Annotated in this window: 13 protein-coding genes and 4 pseudogenes; 11 read left to right on the plus strand and 6 right to left on the minus strand. The window is 66.6% G+C overall.

The genetic code is table 11. The annotated features are described in order from the left end of the window. Window positions 1-11 precede the first annotated feature (11 nt). Window positions 12-1361, plus strand: a complete 1350-nt coding sequence (locus tag ACQEXA_RS50940) for an IS701 family transposase (RefSeq protein WP_432928858.1) — start codon at window positions 12-14, stop codon at window positions 1359-1361. 111 nt (window positions 1362-1472) lie between these two features. On the opposite strand, the gene ACQEXA_RS50945 is transcribed toward ACQEXA_RS50940, so the two are convergent. Beyond that, window positions 1473-2930, minus strand: a complete 1458-nt coding sequence (locus ACQEXA_RS50945) for a sugar transferase (protein WP_433133411.1) — start codon at window positions 2928-2930, stop codon at window positions 1473-1475. A gap of 1035 nt (window positions 2931-3965) precedes the next feature. Between ACQEXA_RS50945 and ACQEXA_RS50950 the strand changes: the two are divergent. Beyond that, window positions 3966-5355, plus strand: a pseudogene (locus tag ACQEXA_RS50950) (IS1380 family transposase). Between the two features lie 440 nt (window positions 5356-5795). Beyond that, window positions 5796-6011: pseudogene (locus ACQEXA_RS50955) on the plus strand (transposase); the annotation flags it as partial. A 182-nt stretch (window positions 6012-6193) separates the two neighbouring features. Here ACQEXA_RS50955 and ACQEXA_RS50960 read toward each other — a convergent pair. Continuing rightward, window positions 6194-6712, minus strand: coding sequence for a transposase (locus ACQEXA_RS50960; protein WP_433133413.1), 519 nt, complete (start codon window positions 6710-6712; stop codon window positions 6194-6196). A 633-nt stretch (window positions 6713-7345) separates the two neighbouring features. Here ACQEXA_RS50960 and ACQEXA_RS50965 point away from each other — a divergent pair. Further along, window positions 7346-8068: pseudogene (locus tag ACQEXA_RS50965) on the plus strand (HARBI1 family protein); the annotation flags it as partial. Between the two features lie 101 nt (window positions 8069-8169). Continuing rightward, a complete protein-coding gene (locus ACQEXA_RS50970; RefSeq protein ID WP_433133415.1) occupies window positions 8170-9519 on the plus strand; it encodes an IS701 family transposase in 1350 nt (449 codons plus the stop codon). A gap of 83 nt (window positions 9520-9602) precedes the next feature. Here ACQEXA_RS50970 and ACQEXA_RS50975 read toward each other — a convergent pair whose 3' ends face one another. After that, window positions 9603-10883, minus strand: coding sequence for an IS256 family transposase (locus ACQEXA_RS50975; protein WP_432938879.1), 1281 nt, complete (start codon window positions 10881-10883; stop codon window positions 9603-9605). Window positions 10884-11022: 139 nt separating this feature from the next. Here ACQEXA_RS50975 and ACQEXA_RS50980 point away from each other — a divergent pair, with 139 nt between their 5' ends. From ACQEXA_RS50980 to ACQEXA_RS50995, 4 genes and pseudogenes are all read left to right on the plus strand, one after another. After that, window positions 11023-12297 carry an IS701 family transposase gene (locus ACQEXA_RS50980; RefSeq protein WP_433133417.1) on the plus strand — a complete coding sequence of 425 codons (1275 nt, stop codon included), beginning with the start codon at window positions 11023-11025 and terminating at the stop codon, window positions 12295-12297. 251 nt (window positions 12298-12548) lie between these two features. Next, window positions 12549-12659 (plus strand): annotated as a pseudogene (locus ACQEXA_RS50985) (IS5/IS1182 family transposase); the annotation flags it as partial. Between the two features lie 742 nt (window positions 12660-13401). Continuing rightward, on the plus strand, window positions 13402-14658 hold the full coding sequence (gene ltrA / locus ACQEXA_RS50990; protein WP_432920871.1) for a group II intron reverse transcriptase/maturase: 1257 nt from the start codon (window positions 13402-13404) through the stop codon (window positions 14656-14658). A 548-nt stretch (window positions 14659-15206) separates the two neighbouring features. Beyond that, window positions 15207-15473 (plus strand): hypothetical protein, encoded by a 267-nt coding sequence (locus ACQEXA_RS50995; RefSeq protein WP_433133419.1) that lies wholly within the window; start codon window positions 15207-15209, stop codon window positions 15471-15473. 260 nt (window positions 15474-15733) lie between these two features. Here the strand turns inward: ACQEXA_RS50995 and ACQEXA_RS51000 are convergent, their stop codons facing one another. Next, window positions 15734-16897, minus strand: a complete 1164-nt coding sequence (locus ACQEXA_RS51000) for an IS4 family transposase (protein ID WP_432933394.1) — start codon at window positions 16895-16897, stop codon at window positions 15734-15736. Between the two features lie 103 nt (window positions 16898-17000). On the opposite strand from ACQEXA_RS51000, the gene ACQEXA_RS51005 reads away from it, so the two are divergent. Further along, complete coding sequence (locus ACQEXA_RS51005) at window positions 17001-17684, plus strand: reverse transcriptase domain-containing protein (protein ID WP_433134788.1); 684 nt, start codon at window positions 17001-17003, stop codon at window positions 17682-17684. Here ACQEXA_RS51005 and ACQEXA_RS51010 read toward each other — a convergent pair. Continuing rightward, window positions 17638-18906, minus strand: a complete 1269-nt coding sequence (locus ACQEXA_RS51010; protein WP_432920608.1) for an ISL3 family transposase — start codon at window positions 18904-18906, stop codon at window positions 17638-17640. The genes ACQEXA_RS51005 and ACQEXA_RS51010 overlap by 47 nt on opposite strands. Between ACQEXA_RS51010 and ACQEXA_RS51015 the strand changes: the two genes are divergently transcribed. After that, on the plus strand, window positions 18893-19366 hold the full coding sequence (locus ACQEXA_RS51015) for a group II intron maturase-specific domain-containing protein (protein ID WP_433134789.1): 474 nt from the start codon (window positions 18893-18895) through the stop codon (window positions 19364-19366). The two genes, ACQEXA_RS51010 and ACQEXA_RS51015, sit on opposite strands and share 14 nt — an antisense overlap. A 4-nt stretch (window positions 19367-19370) precedes the next feature. Here ACQEXA_RS51015 and ACQEXA_RS51020 read toward each other — a convergent pair whose 3' ends face one another. Then, the gene (locus ACQEXA_RS51020) at window positions 19371-20198 is read right to left on the minus strand and encodes an HARBI1 family protein (RefSeq protein ID WP_433133421.1); all 828 of its coding nucleotides are present in this window, start codon (window positions 20196-20198) and stop codon (window positions 19371-19373) included. Window positions 20199-20518 lie beyond the last annotated feature (320 nt).

A 20518-nucleotide genomic window follows, 5' to 3' on the forward strand; every position in this document is an offset into this window, starting at 1 on the left:
CATGGTCGATTGTGGAGTCGACGTATGACGTGGTGGCCGTGGAGGCCACGGTAGCCCGGCAGGAGTGGACGACGGCGTTCGGGGAGCTGATGGGGCAGCTCGCGGACTGCTTCCCGCGACGGGACTCGCGGCTGCTGGCGCGGGAGATGACGCAGGCGATGCTGATGGAGCTGGAGCGGCGCAACTGCTGGACGCTGTCTGAGGCGCTTGGTCACGACGGCCCGCACCGGCTGCAGCACTTCCTCTCCCGTGGCGCCTGGGACCATGATGCGGCCCGGGACAGGCTGGCCGCCTGGGCTTGTGGTCAACTCGCTGACGAGCAAGCAGTGTTGGTCCTGGACGAGACGGGGGACGCGAAGTCCTCGACCGACTGCGTTGGCGCGGCCCACCAGTACTCCGGCGCGCTGGGCGGGGTGGGCCTGTGCCAGGTCGCTGTCCACCTGACCTATGCCTCGCCCCGCGGACACGCGCTGGTCGACCGGGAGCTGTACCTGCCGGCGGGCTGGGCCGAGGACGAGGAGCGCCGGCTGCTGCGGCACGTGCCGGACGAGGTGTGCTTCGCCACCAAGCCCCAGCTGGCGATCACCATGCTGCACCGCGCCCGCGCCCTGGGCATCCGCGCGCGCTGGATCACCGGCGACGAAGTCTACGGCGGCCTCGAGCTGCGCCGCGCTGCCCGCGCTCTGGGCTTCGACTACGCCATGGCGGTCAAGACCGACCACCGCGCCACCACCGCCACCGGCCGCCATCCGGCGGCCGAGCTGGCCCGAAAGGTGCCCGGACGGGCGTGGATGCGGATGCGGACCGGGCACGGCCGCAAGGCAGACCGCCACTACGACTGGGCCCTGATCGACGTGCTCGCCGACGACGCCCTCGAGGGCTACGCGTCCGCCTCAGGGCACTCATTCCTCGTCGTGCGTCGCCACCGCTACACCCGCGAACTCTCCTTCTACCGCTGCCAGTCGGCCACCCCCGTCAGCCTCGCGCACCTTGTGGACATCATCTGCACCAGGTGGAGGATCGAGGAAAACTTCCAAGGGGCGAAGGACCACGCGGGGCTCGACCAGGGGCAGGTGACCTGCTGGAACTCGTGGATGCGCTGGAGCCTGATCAGCCTGCTGGCCGCGGCGGTCCTGGCCGTCACCCGCGCGCGTACACACACCGCCGACACCACCGGCGCCGAGCTCGTTCCCGCCAGCCCCCGCGAACTCCTCGCCGTCCTGCGGGCAACCGTCATCCCCACGCCCCGCCGCGACCTGACCCACGTGCTGCACTGGTCCGCCTGGCGACGCCGGCATCAGCACCGAGCCACCGCCTGCCACCGACAGTGGAACAACGTGGCCGCCACCGCGACCTGCTGACCTCACTATGAAGATCAAGACTTACAGCTGCCGTGTCAGACCGCTCAAGTTCGAAGACCCGGCATGGTCCTCCCGGGGGATTGCCGGTGCCGGAGCGCGGCCGACAGGCGATCAGTAGGCCCCGGTGCCCGCCACAACGGCCCGAACCGTTTGGACGAGTACCCCGAGATCTCCGATGGGCGACCAGTTGTCCACATACCTGAGGTCCAGAGCGATCGTCTCGTTCCACGACAGGTCCGAGCGGCCGCTGACCTGCCACAGGCCGGTGAGGCCGGGCTTCACGGCCAGTCGCCGGAGCTCCACCTCGTCGTAGCCGGCGACCTCGTCGGGCAAGGGCGGTCGCGGGCCGACCAGGGACATGTGACCCCGCACCACGTTGAAAAGCTGGGGCAGTTCGTCTAGGGAGTAGCGGCGCAGTACCCGGCCGACGCGGGTGATCCGCGGATCGCGGCGCACCTTGAACGTCGGGCCGTCCTGTTCGTTGGTGGCGGCCAGCTGGTGTCTCAGCCGCTCTGCGTCGGCGACCATGGAGCGGAACTTGGTCATGGTGAAAGGCTGTCCGCCGCGACCGATGCGCGTCTGCCGGTACACGATCGGGCCCGGGGAGTCCAACCGTACGGCGAGGGCCACCGCCGTGAACACCGGGGCCAGTAGCACAATCAGGAGCACTGCGCCCAGCCGGTCAGTCACCGCCTTGAGCAGCGCCGCGAGCCCCCGTCTCAGGGGTGGCGCCACGTTCAGCATCGTCAGACCGGCCACGGAGAAGACGCTCACCCGGCGCCCGGACACCTCTGTGAGTCCCGGTACGACCACGAGCGGGCACTCCTCGTTGTGCAGTGCCCAGGACAGCTGCCGCAGCCGCGTTCCGGCCATGTACGGTCCCGGCGCGACCAGGACCACGTCGACGCCGAGCCGCCGCGCAGCCTCCAGCACCGGGGCGGAGTCGGCCGACATGCGCGGCGGTGCCTGTCTGCCGAGGCGGGCGGCGACCGGGGTCAGCGTCTGGGGGTCGCGGTCGCCGATCGGGCATACCCCGACGATGACGAACTCGTGGTCGGTCCGCTTGGCGAGGTGGCTCACCAGGCTGTCGACGGCGTTCGGTTCCCCGATCGCCAAGGCCCTGCGGACGGCCCGGCCGGCGCGGCGCCGGGTGACCAGATGGCGGCGGATCAGCGTGTGCACGAGGGCGCTGGTGGGGGCGCAGGGCACCAAGGCGGTGAGCGCGACGAGGAAGGGGGATTCCTCGCCCGTCGCCGCCCGCACGACCGCGAGTAGTCCGATCAGCACCAGCCAGTCCTGCAGTGCGGGGCCGACGTTGTCGCGCTCACCGAGACGGCGTTCGGCGTAGCGGTTCCGTGCGCCGCGTACGAGCAGCCACGCCGCGGTCGCCACCATCGCGTACGCCGTGGCATTGCTCCCGTCGGCCAGTGCGAACGCCAGGTACATCGGCACGGCGGCGCCAGCCGCGTCGCCGAGGACGGCGGCCCACGCGTACCAGATGGGTTTGCCGGTGCGGCGTCCGGCTGGTGGCTGCTTCCGGATGGTCTGTCTCTGTGTCGGTACTGCCATTGGTGCCTGGGGCATTTCATCCTTCCGGAAGGTCAGTTCGTGGTCTCGGGCCCAGAGATCTGTCTTGGGGAGTGAGGGAGTGAGAGGTGTGAGGGAGTGAGGGAGTGAGGGAGTGACTGGCATTCCCAGGCCCTGGATCCGGGCGGGGTTGGCTGATATGCCGCCGCACGGTCATGGTGGGTCGGAGTCCGCGTAGCCCGTCCTCGCCTCGTGGCTCGAGGGCGTGGGGGCTCATGGCATGGCTGTCATCGGTTCGCTTCTCCTCGACCCGAGGACCTCGGCCGACCCCAGGGCACCGCGAAGACTCGAACACTGATGGAAACCCGGACATTGTCCAATGAAACTGGACAATTCGTCCAGCGGGATTGGACGGTAGGGTGTGTTGTCAATCGCGCGCAAGGCGACTCACCCACGCCAGTCACGGCCTGCAGGGCGATGTGACCGGCGAAGTGGCAGATGGAACGCGCGCGGCCGGAATTTCGGCACAGGAAATCCACAGCAAAAACTCGCTCGAACGGTCCAACCGTGCGCCCACCACACCCGGGATTCGTCTCGCACGACATCTCGCAATTACGGACGGGACTGTGCTTGCGTGGCGATTGCGTCGGATGCATTCACCGGCGGGAAGAGTCGTGGGCGCCCACGCCCGACGTGAAATACATGATGCAAATCCAACTAATGCTCGGGCGAGAGTGCTTCTTATTACCTGGAAGGCGGTAAGGATGGGCGCCACCTCGGCAGACTCGACTGAGACCGAGACTCTGAAAGCCGGAACGCCGAGCCCGCTGGACAACCATTGCCCAGCGTGCCTGGAGAAAGGTCACGCTCTGCATCTGGTCGTGGACGGTCGCTATCGCCCCATCCGTTGCAAGCGCTGCCTCACCGGGTATTTCCGCCCGGACCCCAGACTGAGCCCGGATCCACCGGCTTGATGCCTGTGGACGGTTTCTCGGGGAACGAAGAAGTGCCTTGTGACCTGCGATGATGGGATTTCTCTAGGACCACATCAGGCACGATCAGCAAGGCACTTCCGAGATGCAATCTTCCCATGCCGCAGCGGCGGTCTCATCCGCGTTCGACGACCCGAACCTGATCGCATACGGCGGCCTGGAGCCGGTGGTGCGGTTGGCCGAGCGGTGCGGTCTGCCCGCACTGGTCGGGGAGTACATCCGTCTGCCGGCCTCGAAGGACGGCACCGGTGCCTTCCCCGCGGCGAAGGTGATGTCGCTGGTGGGTGGCATGGTCGCGGGCGCCGACAGCATCGACGACATGCACCGGCTGCGGCACGGCGCGATGGGCCGCCTGTTCTCCGGTGCGCGGGCCCCGTCCACGCTGGGGTCGTTCCTGCGCTCCTTCACCCACGGGCATGTGAAGCAACTGCACGCTGTGGCCCGCCGGTTCCTTCCCGAACTGGCCCATCACGCCCCGCTGCTGCCCGGCGCGGACCAGGTCGCCTACGTGGACATCGATGACACCATCCGCCGCACCTACGGCTACGCCAAGCAGGGCGCCGGTTACGGATACAGCAAGGTCAAGGGCCTGAACGCGCTGCTCGGCATCGTCTCCACACCCCTGGCCGCCCCGGTCATCGCCGCCACCAGGCTACGCAAGGGACCCTCGAACTCCGCGCGCGGAGCGGCGGCGTTCGTCGCCGAGACCATCCGCACCGCCTCGCGCCTGCGGCGCCAGCGGCCTGCTGGTGATGCGCGCGGACTCGGCGTTCTACGGCGCCGATGTCGTCAACTCCTGCCGGGCGCTGGGCGCGCGGTTCTCCATCACCGTGCGGATGAACGCTTCCGTCAAGACCGCCATCGCCCGCATCGATGAGGACGCCTGGACGCCGATCAAGTACCCCAAGGCGGTCTGGGACGAGGAGGGCCAGTGCTGGATCTCCGACGCCGAGATAGCCAAAACCACCTACACCGCCTTCACTTCCAAGCCGAAGAAGCAGCAGGTCACCGCCCGTCTGATCGTGCGCCGCGTCAAACGCCTGAGCGCGCAAGCCGTCCCCGCCGGACAGGGCACGCTGTTTGACACCTGGCGCTACCACGCCGCGTTCACCGACTCCCCGCTCTCCTTGAACGATGCCGAGCGTGACCATCGACGGCACGCCGTCGTCGAGCAGGTGATCGCGGATGTCAAGAACAGCGCCTTCGCCCACGCGCCCTCCGGGCATTTCCAGGCCAATGCCGCCTGGCTCGCCCTGGCAGCCCTGGCACACAACCTGACCCGCGCCGCCGGCGCACTGGCCGGCACGTTCCATGCCAGAGCGACCACCGCCACCATCCGGGACCACCTGATCAACGTGCCCGCCCGCCTGGCCCGCTCGGCCCGCCGCCTCACCCTGCACCTGCCCGCACGCTGGCCCTGGAGCACCAACTTCACCCAGCTCTTCAACATCGTGCACGCGCCACCAGCCCCCTGACACTCCCTGACCGACCTGCCCGAAAGAGCCCGAGACCTGCGGAAAAGTGGAAGAGCTGGGTAGACCAGCGGCCACCTCACGCCCGAATCCGCAACTCAACCCCGACACGGCCTGCACGACCCCGAAACGATCACACCGAAATCAAGCCGGTGGATCTGGGCTGAGTTGTGGCGCCAGCACCACCGCCGTCAGTGAAACCTGGGTCTTATGAGTTTGACATATATGCAGATGACGAAGTCCGTCAGGGGTGCCAGCGGCGTTACGCCGCCACCATCGGTCACGCCGCAACGCTGGGCCGCATCCAATCCGTACTGGACATCGGTTGCAGCATCGGGAACTTCGTCGCCCACGCAGGGGAACTCGGTCTCTCCACCTGCGGGGTGGACGTGGAGCACGGCGCGGTTGCGGCGGCCCGGTCTCGTGGCTTGAAGTCGCTGACCGCGATCGACCTGCTCGCCTGGACGAGGATCCTGCTGCTGGACGGTGAACTGGCCAGCGCCGAGCCTAGGAAACTGCGCTACCGGATCCTGCATGACGCAGCTCGCCTCACCCGCGGCGGCCGCCGTCTACGACTGCGCATCTCCGCGACCTGGCCCTGGAGACACGAACTGACCACGGCCTTCCACCGGCTCGCCGCCCTGCCCCGCCCAGCCGGCTGTCGGCTACCCGTCCTATCCTGCCCACGACCTCAAGGACCACGGAGAACCCGACCATCGTGCCGGGACTTCGCCATGCCCAAGAGACAGAAGGCGCCTCGAACATCCAGCAGTTGGTGATCAGTGTCACGCTTCGCTACCACCGAATGTGAGGCAGGGCCGTTGATTAGCGCCTCTGTGTGTCAAGCAATTGCTGCGAGTTGAACTCGCTGATCTCGTTTCATGATCCGGTAGACCACGTTGGAGAGGTGTCGTTTGAGGGCTCGGCGCGCCTCGGCGGGTGTCCTTCCTTCGGCGATCTTGGGGAGGTAGTACTCCCGGCCGCGCCCATCGTTACGGATCTGGCAGACAGCGATGATGTGAAGCGCGCTGTTCAAGGCTCTGTTACCCCTGGTGTTGAGCCGATGGCGTACCCGTTTGCCGCTGGAGGTGTCCAAGGGCGTGCTGCAGACGTAGCTGGCGAAGTGGTGCTCTGTCGGGAAGCGGCTGATATCGCCGACGTGGCCCAGGAGCTTCGCAGCCAGTACCGTGCCCAGTCCGGGCAGCGACGTCAGGCTGGTTCGTGCGGCAGCGAGAGCATCGCGCATCTGGGCCTCGTTGTCCTTGACCTGCCGGTCAAGCCTGCGCAGGTCGGCCAGCAGATCACGAGCGATGTCCCGGCGGCAGTGGTCCGTCGCAGTGGCCGGCCGGATGTCCTTCATCAAAGTCGCGGCCTTCTCTGCCGACAGCCGTGTGGGGGCGCCACCGGGCAACAGGTCGCGGAGGACCGCGTGGAGACGGTTGACGATACGGGTCCGCTCGCCGGTCAGGTCGTCGTGCCGCTCGGTCAGCAGCCGCAGGATCGTGGACTAGTCCTCCGCGGTGACCTTGCGCAGATCAGTGCGGAAGAGCGCGACCTGGGCCACGTAGAGAGCGTCCGCGGGGTCGGTCTTCCGGTCCCCGCCGGTGGCCAGAAGACGGGCCCTGGCACTCCCGAACCGACCGATCGAGGCGGGGAGTAGTTCGGCATAGGACTTGGTGCCCGAACAGCAAGACCACGATCTGCAACTGAAGGTGTGCCACGAACGCTGAGAGTGAGGTTGATGTAGGTAGAGACCCTGCTTGATGCGGTGCTGTGCGGAAGATGAAGGTTTGTGGCCCTTCGGCGTCGCCCTGCGGTGGGAGGCGTCAAACCGCCCCGAGCTGCGTTGGTTGATTGAGCCTTTCCCGGTAACCGACGGTCGCTGAGGGTGATCGCCTCCGGGAGTTTCGTGGTGCACTCCCAACTCCGGGCAGGCGTAAGGCCCCTGGTAGGAACGATCTTGCGACAGAAAGATCCGACCGAGGGGCCTCACGTGCCGACCAGTGTCACATACACCGCCGTGCTCGATGTCCGGCGCTCCACCGCCGAGCACCTGGCCCGGCTCCTGCGAAGCCATCGAACCGAGGTCGGCACCCGCCGCGGGCGCCGCGCCCTGGGCTGCTTCAAGCAGGCCGTGCTGATCCTGAGCTGGTTCATCGACGGCACCCGTCTGTCCCAACTCGCCCGCGACAACGCCCTGTCCACGTCCACCGCCTACCGATACCTGCACGAAGGACTGACGGTCCTGGCGGCCGGGGCACCGGACCTGGCCACCGCGCTGGAACGGGCGAAGGCGGCCGGCCTGACCCATCTCAATCTGGACGGCACGGTCATCCGCACCGACCGCGTCGCCGCCCCGGGGCCCAACGGGGCAGACCTCTGGTGGTCGGGCAAGCACAAGCATCACGGCGGCAACGTGCAGGTCATCTCTGCCCCGAACGGCTGGCCGATCTGGGTCTCGCCGGTGCGGCCCGGCCGCGAGCACGACACTACCTGCGCCCGCCACCACGGGCTCGTCGATGCTCTGAACCGGCTCGCCGACCAACTGGGCACACTGACCCTGGTCGACCTCGGCTACGAGAACGCCGGAGACGGCTTCCGTCACCCGGTCAAGAAGCCCGCGGGCGGTGAACTCACCGAAGCCCAGCAGACCTTCAACAGGGTCATCCGAGGCATCCACGGGATGTGCGAACGCGCGAATGCCCTGCTTAAGACCCGGCAGCTGTAGTTCTTGATCGTTGACGCGTTCGTGCTGGTCAGCCGTTTCGGGTGGGGTGGTTGCGGAGACGGGAACGGCCACCGCGACGATGATCGTTTGTGACGACGAGCCATGACGCGGTGGCCGGGGAGGCCACGATAGCCGGGGAGACGTGGCGGGACTGCTTCGGGGCGGTGATGGCGGCGGTGGCCGACTGCTTCCCCCGCCGGGAGTCCCGGCTACTGGCCCGGGAGATGGCCCAGGCCATGCTGATGGGTCTGGAAAGCCGTAACTGCTGGACGCTCGCGGAGGCGATGGGCCATGGCAGCCCGTCGCGTCTGCAGCACTTCCTGTCGCGGGGCGTGTGGGACCACAACGGGGTGCGTGACCGGATGGCCGCCTGGACGGCTGGCGAACTCGCGGACAGTGACGCGGTGCTGATCGTGGACGAGACCGGGGATGAGAAGTCCTCCACCGACGCGGTCGGCGCCGCCCACCAGTACTCCGGAGCGCTGGGCGGGGTCGGGCTGTGCCAGGTCGCCGTCCACCTCACCTACGCCTCCCCGCGCGGCCACGCGCTGATCGACCGCGCCCTGTACCTGGGCACCGACTGGGCCAGGGACGAGGAACGCCGCCTGCTCACCCACGTGCCCGACGCGATCGAGTTCTCCACCAAGCCCCAGCTCGCCGCCGGGATGCTCCGCCGGGCCCGCACCCTGGGTGTCGAAGCCCGATGGCTGGCCGGCGACGAGGTCTACGGCGGTCGCGACCTGCGCCGATGCGCCCGCGAGCTCGCCTTCGACTACGCGGTTGCCGTGCGGGCCGACCACACCGTGGCCACCCCCGCCGGCGGCTTCACCGCCAACGCCCTGGCCAGGCAGCTGCCCCGGCAGGCGTGGATGCGCATGCGTACCGGGCACGGCCTCAAGGGCGACCGTCACTACGACTGGGCGTGGATCGGTGTTCTGGCCGACGACGCCCCGGAGCCCGGCAACCGCGTCGAAGACGGACACTCCGTTCTCGTCGTACGCCGCCACCGCTTCACCGGGGAACTCTCCTTCTACCGCTGCCACTCAGCCATCCCCGTCACACTCGCCGACCTGGTCCACGTGATCTGCACCAGGTGGCGGGTCGAGGAAGACTTCCAGCTCGCCAAGGGCGCGACCGGACTCGACCAGGGCCAGGTGACCTGCTGGAACTCCTGGATGCGCTGGAGTCTACTCAGCCTGCTGGCCGCTGCCGTCCTGACTGTCACCCTCGCCCGCACCACCCCCACCACAGGCAGCAGCGACCTCATCCCCGTCAGCGCACGCGAGCTGCTGACCCTGCTCCGCATCACCGCCTTGCCCCTGCCGAACCGCGACACGGACCACGCCCTGCACTGGTCGGCCTGGCGCCGCCGCCATCAAGCCGTCGCCCAGGCATGTCACCAGCGCTGGAACAACATCACCGCAGCTGCAGCGACCTGACTCCCCCACACCGATCATCAAGAACTACAGCTGCCGGGTCAGTGGGTGTGTCAATTTAACGGCTGATCTTGGTTGTTGAGCGGTCAGTTGTTGCTCGGGGTCAGGCGGCCCTCGAAGGCGATCTGGAAGGCGTTGAGTGGGGCCTTCCAGCGCATGGTCCACCGCTTGCGGCCCTTCCCGGTCGGGTCCAGGCTCATCAGCGCCATGTAGATGCACTTGAGGGCGGCGGCCTCGTTGGGGAAGTGTCCGCGGGCGCGAACGGCCTTGCGTATGCGGGCGTTGACGCTCTCGATCGCGTTCGTGCTGCAGATGACCTTGCGTATCTCGACGTCGAAGGAGAGGAAGGGCACGAACTCGGCCCAGGCGTCCGACCACAGCTTCACGATCGCTGGATACTTCTGGCCCCAGGACTCCTGGAACTCCAGGAACCGCTCCGTCGCCGCGTCCTCGCTGGGAGCGGTGTAGACGGGCTTGAGGGCCTTGGCAACCTTGTCCCAGTCCTGGCGGGCGGCGTAACGGAACGAATTCCGCAGCAGGTGAACCACACACGTTTGGACAATCGTGCGAGGCCAGACGGTCTCCACGGCCTCGGGGAGGCCCTTGAGTCCGTCGCAGACCAGCATCAGCACGTCGTCCAGGCCGCGGTTCTTCAACTCGGTGAACACGTGCAGCCAGTACTTCGCGCCCTCGCCGCCGTCACCGGCCCAGATGCCGAGGATGTCGCGGGTGCCGTCCACGGTCACGGCCATCACGACGTAGATGGGGCGGTTCGCGACCTGACCGTCGCGGATTTTGACATTGATAGCGTCCACGAACAGGACCGGATAGACGCGGTCGAGCGGCCGGTTCTGCCATTCGGCCATGCCGTCCATCACCTTGTCAGTGATGGTGGAGATGGTCTGCTTGGACACCTCGGCGCCGTACACCTCGGCGAGATGAGCCGATATCTCCCCGTGGGTGAGACCCTTCGCGGACAGGGACAGCACCATCTCGTCGACACCGGTCAGGCGGCGCTGCCGCTTCTTGACGATCTGCGGCTCGAAGCTGCCGGCGGTGTCGCGGGGCACCTTCACCTCCACCGGACCGATGTCGGTCAGTACGGTCTTCGCCCGGGTGCCGTTGCGGCTGTTGCCGTTGTTCTTCCCGGCCGGATCGTGCTTCTCGTAGCCGAGGTGATCGGTGATCTCGCCTTCCAGGGCGGACTCCAGCACCCGCTTGGTCAGCATCTGCAACAGCCCGCCCTCGCCAGTCAGTTGCAGTCCCTCACTACGTGCCCGGTCAACGAGCATCGCGACGAGCTGTTCGTCCGACGCGGCCGATGGCGTCGCATTGCCTGCCGACTCCTCCACGGACCCTTGCTCCATCGTCATCTCGCTCACGTGGCGTCTCTCCCTTGATCAGCAGATCCGCCGTTGATTAGACACTCCCGGGTCAGTCCCTTGAGCTGTAGATCATGGTCGGGGTCGTAGTTCGTCGATCTCGTAGGGCGGGTAACTGGCGTGTATGCAGGTCGAGTTGCTGGACGTTGTGGGCGCGGTGTCGGACCGGGAGTGGGCGGAGGAGTGGGCCGGGCAGTTGGACGACCTGCTGTTGGAGGTCGGCCGGTTCTTCCCCCGGGTGGACGTGCGGCGTCGGGTTGCGGCGTGTGTGCGGGGCTTGTTGGGGCCGGTCTCGCGGAAGAACGGCTGGCAGTTGGCGGAGTACGCCGGCGACGGTGCGCCGTGGAACCAGCAGCATCTGCTGGACCGTGCGCGTTGGGACGTGGAGGGGATGCGGGACTTCACGCGGCGTCACGTGGTCGCGGCGCTGGCGGACGACGGGGAGGGCGCGGGGCCGGGCGGGGCGGGAGTGCTGGTGGTGGACGAGACCGGGTTCGCCAAGCGCGGCACGGCCTCGGCCGGGGTGGCCAGGCAGTATTCCGGGGCGCTGGGGGGTGTCTTCCCCTGCCAGGTCGGGGTGATGGCCGCGTGGGCGACCGGAGCCGGGCAGGCGTTGATCGACCGGGAGTTGTACCTGCCGAAGGAGTGGACAGGCGACCCGGCGCGCTGCCGGGCCGCGCACGTGCCCGAGGACCGCGCTTTCATGACCAAGCCGCGGCTGGCCGAGGCGATGATCGAGCGGGCGCTGCCCGACCTGCCCCAGGGCGAAGGAGCAGTGTGGGTAGCGGCGGACGAGGTCTACGGGCGAGAAAAGGCCTTCCGCTCCTTCCTCGAGGAACATCACTTGCCCTACGTGGTAGCGGTCCAGGCGAACACGCCGGTACTGGCACGCCCGGGATGGAGGCATGCGGGACGGCTGGTGGAGCGCGTCGCCCAGGAGGAGGACTGGGTTCAGCTACCAGCCGGGCCCTCCCAGCTGGACACCCGCGTCTGGCAGTGGTGGGCACGCCGGATCATCGACCCGGGCGAGCCGGTCGGCGACGAGGCCTGGGCACGATGGATCATCGCGCGCCGCCGCCCCGAGGAACCAGCCAAGCGCGACTACTACCTGGGCTGGGGACCACCCGGGACAGCGATGGAAGACCTGGTGCTGGTCCCGGGAGCACGCTGGCGGGTGGAAGAAGCGATCAAGCTGGCGAAATCCGCCTGCGGACTGGCCGACTACGAGGTCCGCTCCTACCACGGCTGGTACCGGCACATCACCCTCGCCCAGCTCGCCGCCGCCTTCCTGGCCGGCTGCGACGCCCAAGCCGCCCGGGAACAGGGCCCACTGGCCTCCACCCGCTTCGGCCAAGACCAGCCCACACTGACCGGCGACCAGAGAGGGGGACCACGATGACCCCACCGGCACCCCGGCCCCCGTCCGCTTCACGGCCTTCGAGATCCAACGCCTGATCATCCTGCTCGCCCCGCAACCCGACCGGGCCGAGCGTATCCGGCACGGCCTGGCCTGGTCCGCCTACCGCCGCCTGCACCAGACCATCGCCCGCGCCTGCCACCGCCGCACCCGCGCACGACGACACATGGACCGGTCCGCATCTCACGCGACGTCAGAAGTACCACAAGGACCATGATCTACAACTGAAGGGTAAGACCACTTTCAAGGCCCTGCGGCGGGTCAGCCTCGATCCCAGCCGCATCACCCAGATCGCCGCCGCGGCCCTCGTCCTGCTCCAGCTCGAATACGACCGCACCATCTGAACGATCACACACAGACATGAGGGCTTACCGGGAAACGCTCATTGTGTCCTGAACGCGAAAGGGAGTTGATGTAGGACAGCTTCTGGAAGCGATGCTGTGCGAGAGATGAAGGTATGGCCCTTCGGAATCGCCCTGCGGAGGGAGATTTCAAACCGCGTGTGTCACGAACGCAGAGGGGAGTTCAGGTAGGAGAGCTTCGCGATGCGGTGCTGTGCGAGAGATGAGGGACTTGGCCCCTCGGTTCCGTCCTGCGGGGGATGGTGCCAAACCGCCACATGCTGCGTTGGTTGACGACCGTCGTGGTGAGCGATGTGGAAAAGGCGGCGGTAGAGCCGTCAGGTGGGGATCAGGAAGACGAACGCAAGTGAATCGCTGCTGAAGTGTCGTTAGAAAACAGGTGACATCAGAACCGGAGATTTGTGGTTGCTCCGGGATAAGTCTGGCGGGAGTCCCGTCTACTGGCCAGGCGGTGTCCGGCACGGAGGCGACGTGAGCCTGATCTGCGGCTCTCGCATGGAACGTGAGAAGGCATGCCCTGATAGTGCCGCTTGAGTCATGCGGGTGGCGAGAGGGAGCGGCCCAAGCGGAAGAACCGTGAGGGTTTGAGTACCGACGCGGGGTGTGCTGGCGGACCGGCTCGTAGTAGTGAGGAACCCTTTGTAATGAAGGGGGAGCGAAGGGGCCGGGTCATCCGTGACTGATTGTTCGTTCGGTCAACCGGAAGTTCTCCGGGAGGAGCTGGGTGGACCAGTTGAAATCATCGGACAAGCCGTTTGAGATCTCGAAGTGGGAGGTTCAGGAGGCGTACGAGAAGGTCAAGGCGAACAAGGGTGCGGCAGGGGTGGACGGGCGCTCCATCGAGGACTTCGAGAAGGATCTGAAGGGTAATCTCTATCGAATCTGGAATCGTCTGTCTTCGGGGAGTTACTTTCCGCCTCCGGTGAAGGGTGTGGAGATCCCGAAGTCGCATGGTGGTGGGGTTCGTTTGCTCGGTGTGCCCACCGTGGCTGACCGAATCGCTCAAACGGTAGTAGCCCGGCGTCTTGAAGAGAAGGTCGAACCGATCTTCCATCAGGACTCCTACGGCTACCGTCCTGGGCGGTCCGCGTTGGATGCGGTCGCGGCGTGCCGGAAACGCTGTTGGAAGTATGACTGGGTGATCGATCTGGACATCCAGAAATTCTTTGACAGCGTGCCCTGGGACCTTGTCGTCAAAGCGGTTCGGGCCCACACGGATCTCCCCTGGGTAGTTCTGTATGTGCGGCGGTGGCTTGAGGCGCCGTTGCAACTGCCTGACGGGACCTTGCAGCAGCGCGATCGCGGAACCCCGCAGGGTTCTGCGATTTCGCCTGTTTTGGCTAACCTGTTCATGCATTATGCGTTCGACATGTGGATGGCCCGGGAGTATCCGGGCGTACCGTTCGAACGGTACGCAGACGACGGTGTTGTGCACTGTGTCAGCGAGGGTCAGGCCCGGAAACTACGGGAGGCAATCGCGAACAGGATGAGGGAAGTTGGGTTGCGGCTGCATCCCGACAAGACCAAGATCGTGTACTGCCGGGATGGTAATAAGCGCCGACGTCCGTACGGGCAGACGGAGTTCACCTTCCTGGGGTTCACTTTCCGGGCTCGCAAGGCCATCGACAGGAATGGGGAGAGGTTCACCTCGTTCCTGCCGGCGATCAGCAAGGAATCCTCGAAGAAGATCAGTGGTGAAGTGCGGCAATGGCGGCTTCACCGACAGATCGGCCGGACCTTCGCCGAGCTCGCACGGGCGATCAATCCGATCGTTCGGGGCTGGATGCAGTACTTCGGTGCGTTCTACCGGACGGCGCTGCTTCCCCTCCTGGAGCGCATCAACGCCTACTTGATGCGCTGGATCCGCAAGAAGTTCAAGCGGCTGCGGACCTTCAAGAAGGCCCATGCGTGCTGGCGGCGTATCACCCGTCAGTACCCCAGGCTCTTCGCCCATTGGGCATGGGTTCCCACGTTCTGGTGATCAGGATGACAAGAGCCCGGTGACGGGAGACTGTCACGCCGGGATCTGTGAGGGCCGGGGGGTGAAATTCCCCCCGGCTACTCGACCTCATGCCGCGTTAGCCGAAGACTGTCGTGGTGAGCGATGAGGAAAAGGCGCTCAAGAGGCGTCAGGTGGGGATCGGGAAGACGAGCGCAAGCGAATCGTTGCTGAAGTGTCGTTAAGCAGACAGATGGCATCAAAACCGGGGTCTTTAGCCAACTCCGGGAAGAGCCTGGCGGGAATCCGCTTACTGGCCAGGTGGTGTCCGGCATGTAGACGACGTGAGCCCGGTCTGCCGCTCTCGCATGGAACAGGAGAAGGCGCGCCTCGATACTGCCCTGTCCTCGGGCGGGTGAGAGGGAGTGTCCCAAGTGGCGGACACCACAAGGGATCGAGTACCGACGCGGGGCGCGCTGGCGGACCGGTTCGTAGTAGTGAAGAAGCTCTTGTAATGAGAGTGGAGCGAAGGGACCGGGCCATTCGTGACGTTGTTTATCTAGACAACCGGGCTTCCCGGGAGGACCTATATGGACGCGTTGAATTCATCAGGCAAGCCGTTTGACATTTCGAAACGGGAAGTCTGGGGGGCGTACGAAGTGGTGAAAGCGAACAGAGGCGCGCCCGGCGTGGACAGTCGCTCCATTGGGGACTTCGAGAAGGATCTGAAGGGCAACCTTTATAAGATCTGGAACAGGATGTCGTCAGGGACGTACTTCCCGCCGCCGGTGCGTGCGGTGGAGATTCCCAAGTCGTCTCCCGAAGGCGGCGTCAGGATCTTGGGCAACGTCGCTTGATTTAGGCAGCTGATGCCATCTGTCGAGGCGGAGGCGACGTCTCGTCATATGTGGTGATCTGCGGGATGGCTGGGCTGTTCGGTGGTGCGGGGCGTTGGTCTTGGGGGAAGAGCTGGAGCTCGATGGTGTGGGTGACGTGGGTGGTGGCCGGTTCGTCGGGTCGCAGGCTGCGGTAGCCGGTGCCGCTGCGCTTGGTGGCGCGGGGTGCGGCGCGTCCGGGGCGGGGCTTGACGGCCTCGCGGATCAGGTCGTCCTGGACGTCACGGACCTTGGCGGTCAGCTGGCGAGGGGGAAAAGTCCGCGCCGACGGAGCGTCGGGCGGCGGCGAGGGTCTGCTTGAAGCTGATGTGCGAGACGGGGAGGTGGGCGCGGTGGGCGGAATCGGCGGCCAGCTGGTGGAGGGCCTGGTAGACGCACAGCATGGCCCACAGTTCCTGCTCGACCATGGCGGGGCTGTTCGAGCGGAGGGTGGCGGTTCGCCCGCCGCGCTGCTCGATTTTGATGTGTTTGAAGATCGTTTCGCTGGTCCAGCGCGCCGTGTACAGCTCCGCCAGCTCGCGGGCGGGCGCCGAGGCCGGGTCGAGCAGCGTGGTGATCAGACAGAACAGCTCGGAGGTCTCCCCGCTCGCCCCGTCCTTATCGAGGGTGGTGGTCAGCACCGTGTACTCGATCACCCGCACCGTGATCCGCGCCCCGCGCGGGCCGTTGAGGTGGGAGAGGTAGGTGCCGTCCGACAGGACGTGATCCACCGGCAAGGTGAAGGAGTCCGAGACGCGCCAAAGGAGTTGGGCGCCCCTGTCCGCGGCGGCCTGCCACAGGCCGAAGGCGGGAAAGCCTCGGTCGGCCATCACGAGCATCCCCGTGTGCAGGTGCACCAGCAGGCGCCGTGCCAGGGTCCGCTCACCCACCGCGAAGGAGTCGAAGACCGCGCCGATCATCGCCTTGGTGCCGCACTCCACCAGTGCCAGCAGCCGTACCTGCGGATACGGACCGGGCCGGCCTCCGTTGGAGGCGCGGGTGTAGGCGGCGGCGTTCGCCTCGCTGTCCGGCACGTCGAGCAGGGAGCCATCCAGGGAAGCCAGGCGCAGGCCACGCCAGAAGGCACCGGGGGTGGCCGGACTCCCGCTCGCCCCTGCGACCCGGTCGAACAACAACCGGAGCGGACCGGGCCCCACTCGCTGGCGGGCCAACGTCAGTGAGCCCGTGCCGGCCGGCCGCCACTCCTCACCCCGTCGACGCGGCCAATGCTCCACCAACTCCCGCAGCACCAGCCCGTATCCGTTTCCCGTGAACAGCCACATCGTGAGCACGAAGTACACCACCAGCCGCGACGGCAAGGACCGAGTCCGCTCCTCCCGCGCCCCAGCCTCGTCAACCACAAAGTCAACCAACTCGGGCGTAAAGGTCCGCGACAGCAGCCCCATCCGGATCCACTCCGGGTACGTCTCACCAGCTATGTGACCCCTCGACACAAGAGCGAGATGATAGGCGATCTTAGACTATCCAAGCGACGTTGGGATCTTGGGCGTGCCCACGGTGGCCGACAGAATCGCCCAGACGGTGGTGGCCAGGCATCTGATGGACCGGGTCGAACCCGTATTCCATGAAGACTCCTACGGCTACCGGCCCGGACGATCGGCCTTGGAGGCGGTGGAACGCTGCCGTCAACGCTGCTGGAAGAGGGACTGGGTGATCGATCTCGATGTCCAGAAGTTCTTCGACAGCGTCCGGTGGGACCTCATCGTCAAAGCCGTGGAAGCGCACACCGATGCCCGTTGGGTAGTGCTGTATGTGAAGCGGTGGCTCCAAGCTCCGCTTCAACTGCCCGATGGCACCTTGCAAGAGCGGAATCGTGGGACTCCCCAGGGGTCAGCGGTTTCGCCCGTGCTGGCGAACCTGTTTCTCCACTACGCGTTCGACTTGTGGCTCGCCCGTAAATGGCCGGGTATCACGTTCGAGCGCTATGCCGACGACGCAGTCGTGCACTGCGTGTCGGAGCGTCAGGCCCGCGAAGTGCTGGCGTCGCTGACGGACAGGATGGAGGAGGTCGGGCTGCGCTTGCACCCCGACAAGACCAAGATCGTGTACTGCCGGGACGGTAAGCGCCGACGGCCTTTCGGGCAGACGGAGTTCACTTTTCTGGCTCTCCCGGCATCGGTGTGGGTCAGCCGGTGCGAGTTGGGGGGCGCTCCCAGGGTAGGACGAGGGTGATGGGTCCGCAGGTGAGCATGACCAGGGAGAGTGCGGCTGTGGCGGTGTGGAAGCCGTAGGCGCGTCGGACCAGTAGGCGGACGTGGTTGTTGAGGCCCTCCGCCCGCCCATTGTTGATCTTCATGCGGATCGAGGCGAGGATCCCGTCGCGGAACTTGCGGATGGTCTTGGCGACCTTGATGAAGGCGGGGAGCTGGGAACGCTGGGCCTGGGAGGTCCAGCGGTCGATCAACTCGGCGGCCTCGTCGGCGTTCAGGTCGCCGGCGAAGATGGCCCGGAAGGACTCCTTGAGGCGGTAGGCCCGCCAGATGCCGCCGCCTTTGCGGCGGAGCTTGCGGAGTGTGGATGCCTGTTCGTCGGTGAGGTTCTCCGGGTTCTTGAGCAGCGACCAGCGGGCGCCCTTGAACTTCTTCGCTCCTTCCTGGTCGCCGAGCCCGCGCATCTCGTTCCAGGCTTCGCGGCGCACAGTGTCCAGGGCGTCGCCGACGAGCTTGACGGCGTGGAAGGGGTCGATGCAGATCGCGGCCTGCGGGGCGTGGCCCTTCTCGCGGACGCTCTTGGCGAAGGCCGGGCCCATGTCCATGCTCACCGCGGCCAGTCGTGCGGCACGCTCGGGGCCGAGCTCGGCGAAGAACCGGTCGAGCGTCTCGCTGTCCTTGCCCTCGGCGCCCCAGACGATCTTCTTCCCGGTGTGGTCGGCGACCAAGGTGAGGTAGTTGTGGTGCTTCTTCCAGCTCACTTCGTCGACGCCGATGGCGACCAGGCCGTCGAGCCGGTCGGTGTCCAGGCCGTCGGTGACCACGCGGGCGCAGATGCGGCCCACAGTGTCCCAGTCGACGCGCTGCAGGCGGGTGATGGTGGTCTTGTCGGTGCGGGTGGCCAGGTAGGCGACGACGTCCTCGAAGTCTCGGGTGAAGCCGGAGCGGTGCCTGGCGAAGGGGACGGCCTCGATCTTGACACCGTGCTGGGGACAGTCCAGGCGGCGAAGGTTTGCACGCAGGACCAGGCCCCAGCGGCCCAGGTCCAGATGCCGCCAGCAGGAGGAGACCGGCCGGGTGTCGTACCGCGACGCAGCGGTGAAGTCACAGCCAGCCTCCGGGCAGACCAGACGCCGACGGGTCAGCACCACGTCCACGATCACGCGGTCCTCGCCGAACGACACGTCGGTGACGCTCGCGCCGGGAAGGTCCAGAAGGCGGTTGAATGCAGTGGTAACGCGCACGGCGCTGGCTCTCCGGCAGGTCAGGACGGTCTTCGACAACCTCCAAACCTACGGTCCACCCCGTGCGCGTCCTGCATTCCACCGCCCTGGGACGGAACCATCCAACCCGGTCAACACATTGACGCCGAGATCACACCCAGTCACCCACACCCATACCCGGAGAGCCACTTTTCTCGGGTATACGTTTCGCGCACGCGAGAGCCGGAACAGGCACGGACGGCGGTCCACGTCGTTCGAGCCGGCGATCAGTAAGGAAGCTCTGAAGAGGATCAGTGCGGAAGTCCGCAGTTGGCGGCTCCACACTCGGTCCGATCTCTCCTTCGTCGAGCTTGCACGACGGATCAATCCGGCCGTGCGGGGCTGGATGCAGTATTTCGGTCGGTTCTACCGGTCGGCACTGAATCCCCTCTTGATGCGCATCAATGAGCGTTTCCCGGTAAGCCCTCATGTCTGTGTGTGATCGTTCAGATGGTGCGGTCGTATTCGAGCTGGAGCAGGACGAGGGCCGCGGCGGCGATCTGGGTGATGCGGCTGGGATCGAGGCTGACCCGCCGCAGGGCCTTGAAAGTGGTCTTAAGCAGGGCATTCGCGCGTTCGCACATCCCGTGGATGCCTCGGATGGCCTTGTTGAAGGTCTGCTGGGCTTCGGTGAGTTCACCGCCCGCGGGCTTCTTGACCGGGTGACGGAAGCCGTCTCCGGCGTTCTCGTAGCCGAGGTCGACCAGGGTCAGTGTGCCCAGTTGGTCGGCGAGCCGGTTCAGAGCATCGACGAGCCCGTGGTGGCGGGCGCAGGTAGTGTCGTGCTCGCGGCCGGGCCGCACCGGCGAGACCCAGATCGGCCAGCCGTCCGGGGCGGAGATGACCTGCACGTTGCCGCCGTGATGCTTGTGCTTGCCCGACCACCAGAGGTCTGCCCCGTTGGGCCCCGGGGCGGCGACGCGGTCGGTGCGGATGACCGTGCCGTCCAGATTGAGATGGGTCAGGCCGGCCGCCTTCGCCCGTTCCAGCGCGGTGGCCAGGTCCGGTGCCCCGGCCGCCAGGACCGTCAGTCCTTCGTGCAGGTATCGGTAGGCGGTGGACGTGGACAGGGCGTTGTCGCGGGCGAGTTGGGACAGACGGGTGCCGTCGATGAACCAGCGCAGGATCAGCACGGCCTGCTTGAAGCAGCCCAGGGCGCGGCGCCCGCGGCGGGTGCCGACCTCGGTTCGATGGCTTCGCAGGAGCCGGGCCAGGTGCTCGGCGGTGGAGCGCCGGACATCGAGCACGGCGGTGTATGTGACACTGGTCGGCACGTGAGGCCCCTCGGTCGGATCTTTCTGTCGCAAGATCGTTCCTACCAGGGGCCTTACGCCTGCCCGGAGTTGGGAGTGCACCACGAAACTCCCGGAGGCGATCACCCTCAGCGACCGTCGGTTACCGGGAAAGGCTCAATGCCTACTTGGTGCGGTGGATCCGTCAGAAGTACAAGAGGCTCGCGGCGTTGCGGAAAGCGCTCCAGAAGATGTGGGAGATCGCCGACAGGTACCCCCGCATGTTCGCGCACTGGAGATGGACCACAGTGGCGTCCGTGGCCTGGTGATCAGAGTGGCAAGAGCCGTGTAACGGGAGACTG

This window comes from Streptomyces sp. CA-106110 (genome assembly GCF_050936285.1).
Classification (GTDB): domain Bacteria; phylum Actinomycetota; class Actinomycetes; order Streptomycetales; family Streptomycetaceae; genus Streptomyces.

Coding starts and splice junctions, on each gene's coding strand:
- ACQEXA_RS50975 (WP_432938879.1), bottom strand. CDS start 10,883: ATGGAGCAAGGGTCCGTGGAGGAGTCGGCAGGCAATGCGACGCCATCG.
- ACQEXA_RS50980 (WP_433133417.1), top strand. CDS start 11,023: ATGCAGGTCGAGTTGCTGGACGTTGTGGGCGCGGTGTCGGACCGGGAG.
- ACQEXA_RS50995 (WP_433133419.1), top strand. CDS start 15,207: ATGGACGCGTTGAATTCATCAGGCAAGCCGTTTGACATTTCGAAACGG.
- ACQEXA_RS50960 (WP_433133413.1), bottom strand. CDS start 6,712: ATGAAGGACATCCGGCCGGCCACTGCGACGGACCACTGCCGCCGGGAC.
- ACQEXA_RS50945 (WP_433133411.1), bottom strand. CDS start 2,930: ATGGCAGTACCGACACAGAGACAGACCATCCGGAAGCAGCCACCAGCC.
- ACQEXA_RS51000 (WP_432933394.1), bottom strand. CDS start 16,897: ATGGGGCTGCTGTCGCGGACCTTTACGCCCGAGTTGGTTGACTTTGTG.